The sequence below is a fragment of the Deltaproteobacteria bacterium genome, from assembly GCA_019309545.1.
Taxonomy (GTDB): domain Bacteria; phylum Desulfobacterota; class Desulfobaccia; order Desulfobaccales; family Desulfobaccaceae; genus Desulfobacca_B.
The window spans coordinates 1-4190 of record JAFDGA010000086.1 but is presented as its reverse complement, the minus strand read 5'-3'; the positions used below and the strand labels follow the sequence as shown (position 1 = coordinate 4190).

General features: G+C 55.0%; 4 protein-coding genes and 1 CRISPR repeat array. All 4 genes read left to right on the top strand.

Annotated features, from left to right (window positions below):
* Nucleotides 1-205: 205 nt before the first annotated feature.
* The gene (locus JRG72_11825) at nucleotides 206-1237 is read left to right on the top strand and encodes a hypothetical protein (protein ID MBW2135890.1); all 1032 of its coding nucleotides are present in this window, start codon (nucleotides 206-208) and stop codon (nucleotides 1235-1237) included.
* Nucleotides 1230-2159 (top strand): RNA-directed DNA polymerase, encoded by a 930-nt coding sequence (locus tag JRG72_11820; protein ID MBW2135889.1) that lies wholly within the window; start codon nucleotides 1230-1232, stop codon nucleotides 2157-2159. The genes JRG72_11825 and JRG72_11820 overlap by 8 nt, the downstream gene beginning before the upstream one ends.
* Before the next feature lie 9 nt (nucleotides 2160-2168).
* A complete protein-coding gene (gene cas1 / locus JRG72_11815) occupies nucleotides 2169-3113 on the top strand; it encodes a CRISPR-associated endonuclease Cas1 (GenBank protein ID MBW2135888.1) in 945 nt (314 codons plus the stop codon).
* 252 nt (nucleotides 3114-3365) lie between these two features.
* A complete protein-coding gene (cas2, locus tag JRG72_11810; protein ID MBW2135887.1) occupies nucleotides 3366-3641 on the top strand; it encodes a CRISPR-associated endonuclease Cas2 in 276 nt (91 codons plus the stop codon).
* Nucleotides 3642-3836: 195 nt separating this feature from the next.
* Nucleotides 3837-4190: a CRISPR direct-repeat array (repeat unit 35 nt; unit sequence GTTGAAATTCTAAGTAGAGCCTTCGGGCGATTGCG).

The following is a 4190-nucleotide window of genomic DNA, read 5'->3' as shown; positions in this document are numbered from 1 at the left end:
AATACGCCGGTCAACATGTGGAATTTTGCGGGGTCTTTTTTGAACCGGGAAGTCTGCTCCTGGAAGCCAAAGCCTTCCAGATCGGTAATTTTGGCCTCTGGAAAATGGCCGATGGGGCTTCCTGACTATGCCCCAGGATTTCATCTGAGCTTTATACCTGGGAATCGTTTCTAGAAGAGCTGACGTTCACCGGGAAATACGGGATATGCCCAATACGCAATTCGGCACCGGCCTGGAAAAGATTCGCGCCCGTCGCCGTCTGTCTTTGGAAGTAATCCTGATTGCGGTGGCACTGGCTTTTGTTATCGAGATCTTTTCCTCATTTGTATTGAACGCCTTGACCACTGAAGGAGGGCACTTTCGATTTTGGTGTATAGGAACCTGGTTCACAGGACTTGCTTTATTTATCGCTATTAGCGTGGCGATCCTCTTTATCCTAAGTAAAAAAGAGACCGAGACCGGAGACCTGGCTCTGACCCTGGCGATCCATGTTGACCCGATTAAAGGCCAGGTAAAATTTCTCCCTCATAAACATTATCAACCCGCCAGCACCATCCATGAACTCTTTTCCAGAGCCAACGATGACCTGAAACAACAATTCCTTAACGCCTGGCCGGGGCCAAATCCCTTAAAAGAAAAAGCCTTCGGCCCCGGCCATTTTTGTTGGGATACAATTGAAAAGCTGGTCAAAGCATGTTTAATCGTCCTTATTCAGAAATACAGCGAAACCTCGCTTACCCATGCCGCCCAGTTTTATGCGGAATTTCGACAGTTGGCGGGCCGAATCCCATCCAAAAAGCTGGAAAAGGAGCGATGGCCGATTAGCCTTCAAGCCAATGATTTTTTAATCGCCAGGGGAGTACAAAAATTGATTGTACCGGAGTCTGCCCGGCTGAGAGCTGTTGTTCCCAAGCATATAGCTGGAGAAAAGCCGGGTACCCGGGAACTGACCATTAGCACAGATTACGGAGCTCTCACCTTCTCAATATCGCCATACTGGACAATTTTGAGAAACTACGAGAGGGCCATCACCGAGTTCTCGCCTCCTGAGCCTGATCAGATCTGTTTTTTGAGGATTCCCATTGATCTAAGGTTAGAGATCAGGGGGTTCCATTTTTCTTTTCTTCAGATGACTTACCATTATATGTGGTTTCAAAAACTTGCTGAAAATGCTCGGCGCCGCCTGGATTGGGGCCTGTACCTGAGAGGCCGGGGAGGCCAACCCCAGGATGTCTAAGCTGACGAACCTGGCCAACCTCTATGCCGCCTTCACCCGGGTGGAAGCCTCCCGGGGCATGGCCGGGGTGGACGGGGTAAGTATCGCCGCCTTCAAGCGGAAACTGCATTTTAACCTGAATTCCTTGGCCAACGACTTGGCTGCTGACCGCTATACTCCCCTCCCCCTGCTCCGCCTCCTGGTCGCCAAACCGGACGGATCGCCGCGGGCTTTGGCGGTGCCTACGGTCCGAGATCGCGTGGCCCAGGCCGCGGTGTTAAACGTCATTGAGCCGCTTTTTGAAGCCCAGTTTGAAGAAGTCAGCTTTGCCTATCGTAAGGGCCGTTCGGTGAAGCAGGCCGCCTGTCGCATCAAGGGACTCCGGGAGCAAGGCTATCGCTACGTCGTGGACGCCGACCTCGACGCCTTCTTTGATAATATTGACCACGACCTGCTCTTTACCAAAGTAGCCCGGTTGATCTCTGATCCCGCTATCCTTAAATTGATCCGCCTGTGGGTCAAGGCCGAGGTCTATGATGGCGAAAAAGTCTATGTGATGGCCAAGGGCATCCCCCAGGGCGCAGTCATCTCCCCCTTGCTTGCCAATCTCTTCCTGGACGAACTGGATGAGTCACTGCTGGCCCAGGGTTACAAGCTGGTGCGGTACGCCGATGACTTTATCATCCTCACCCGCTCCTGTCCGGAAGCCGAGAACGCCCTGGAACTGACCGAGGAAATTCTGGCCCGCCTGCATCTGGCCCTGGACCTGAAGGATACCCAGATCACCGACTTCGAGCAGGGTTTTAAGTATCTGGGCCTCATTTTTCTCGGCGACTCCATTCTCGCCCCGTTTGACCGCCCCCGAAAAGAGAAACGGGTGCTTTATATGCCGCCGCCCTTTGACCTCCAGAGTTACCTGGCCGGCAAACGGGCCCGACCGTAAGGTACCGCCATGGCCTTCCTTTACCTGACCGAAGAGGAACAGACCCTCCTGGATATTCCCGCCGCCAAAATCGAGGGGGTGCTGATCTTCGGCAATGTCCAGTTCACCACGCAGGCCCTGCAGCTGCTCCTGCGGCACGGCATCGAGTTGGCACTGTTTACCCGCCGCGGGCGGCTGCTGGGCCAGCTCACCTCGCCCTTCCCCCGGAATATCGAACTGAGAAAAGCTCAGTATGACCGGGCCAGCGACCCGGCCTTCGGACTCTCCCTGGCCCAGAGCCTCGTTGCCGCCAAGGTGGCCAATAGCCTGGATTTGGTGCGGGAGTTTGCCCATAACCATCCGGAGACCGATTTTAGCAAAGAAAGTTCCCAGCTGGCGGCGCTGCGAGACCGCATCCGCCAGCAGCCCGACTTGCAAAGTCTCCTGGGTCTGGAAGGGGCCGCGGCGCGCCTCTACTATCAAGCCCTGGGCCAGATGGTGCGGCAGACCTTTACCTTTACCGGCCGCCGGCGCCACCCGGCCCCGGACCCGGTGAATGCCCTGCTCTCCCTGGGTTATACCCTGGTCTATAATGAGATCGCCTCCCTGCTGGACGGCCTGGGCTTTGACCCGTATCTGGGCTACTATCACCAGCCCCGGTTCGGCCACGCCACCCTGGCCTCGGACCTGCTGGAGGAGTTCCGCGCTCCTCTGGTGGACCGCCTGACCTTATATCTCGTTAACAACCGCGTCTTTCAGGAACCCGATTTTTATCGCCACACCGGGGGTGGGGTTTATCTCCAGGACGAACCCCGCAAGCGCTACTTCCGGGAATATGAGCAATTTGTCACGCGGCCGCTAAGCTGCCCCGCAGCAGGGGTCGAGACCGATTTTCGCCGCCTCTTCCGGCGGCAAGCGGAAAGATTGCGGCTGACCATTCTGACCGGAGAACATTACCGGCCCTATCAATGCTGACCCGGTAAAAAGTCCAGGATCCCCTCGCCCCTGGCCGGAGAGAAGGTTTGAGAGCCGAGCGACGGATATGCCGACTTACTGGCCGCGGCCAAATCCCCTCGCTCTATGTGGGGAGCAGTTCTGGGCAGTCCCCAATCCCCTCTCCCCTAAAAGGGGAGAGGGGTGGGAGAAAATTGATTTTTCCCAACCCCATTATACAACTCGTTCCCAAGTTGTACCTGGGAACGCCATATTTTTTTCTGGTAAAAGAAAATGTTTTATGCTATAAGCTATGATATCCGAGATGATCGCCGCCGCCTGCAGGTGGCCAAGGTGCTGCAGGACTTTGGCGAGCGGGTGCAGCTCTCGGTCTTTGAGGCTGATCTTGACCCGGAGGAGCTGGCCCGCCTCAAACGGCGGGTAGCCCGGCACCTCAATCTGGAGGAGGATAGTCTGCGGCTCTATCCCCTGTGCGCCGCCTGCGTGCCCCGGATCGAAATCCTGGGTCAGGGGATGGTCACGCAAGATCCTGAAGTTATTATCCTTTAGGGTCTAGCGAACCGGGGCTGGAGGAGCAAAAATGAGGGAGGTTACCGTTTTCGGTTAACTGGTTGATTTTCTGTCTTTTTCCGGAAAGATAACCCGTAATTTAGGGAGCTTATGTTGTCACTTAGGCCGATTCCCACGGAGGTTACCACTTTCCGGTCCAGAGAGCCGGGCCGGTTCTGGGTCCCAGAGCCCAGGGTTGAAATTCTAAGTAGAGCCTTCGGGCGATTGCGACTACGAAGGCACAACAAGCATGGAAGCAAGAAAATCTGTCGTTGTTGAAATTCTAAGTAGAGCCTTCGGGCGATTGCGACATAGATTATAGGAGATTCAACCGTGCAAAACCCCTCTAACAAAATGGGAGCGTTGAAATTCTAAGTAGAGCCTTCGGGCGATTGCGACCCGTGCTGCAGCTTGCACATGCTCCTCACAGGTTATAGTTGAAATTCTAAGTAGAGCCTTCGGGCGATTGCGACTGCGTACTTGCACAACTCCTCAAAACGGGGATGCAACAACGGTTGAAATTCTAAGTAGAGCCTTCGGGCGATTGCG

What these genes read in the sequence shown, in the direction of transcription:
- JRG72_11820 (MBW2135889.1), top strand. Translation starts at nt 1,230, where the DNA reads ATGTCTAAGCTGACGAACCTGGCCAACCTCTATGCCGCCTTCACCCGG.
- cas2 (MBW2135887.1), top strand. Translation starts at nt 3,366, where the DNA reads ATGTTTTATGCTATAAGCTATGATATCCGAGATGATCGCCGCCGCCTG.
- JRG72_11825 (MBW2135890.1), top strand. Translation starts at nt 206, where the DNA reads ATGCCCAATACGCAATTCGGCACCGGCCTGGAAAAGATTCGCGCCCGT.
- cas1 (MBW2135888.1), top strand. Translation starts at nt 2,169, where the DNA reads ATGGCCTTCCTTTACCTGACCGAAGAGGAACAGACCCTCCTGGATATT.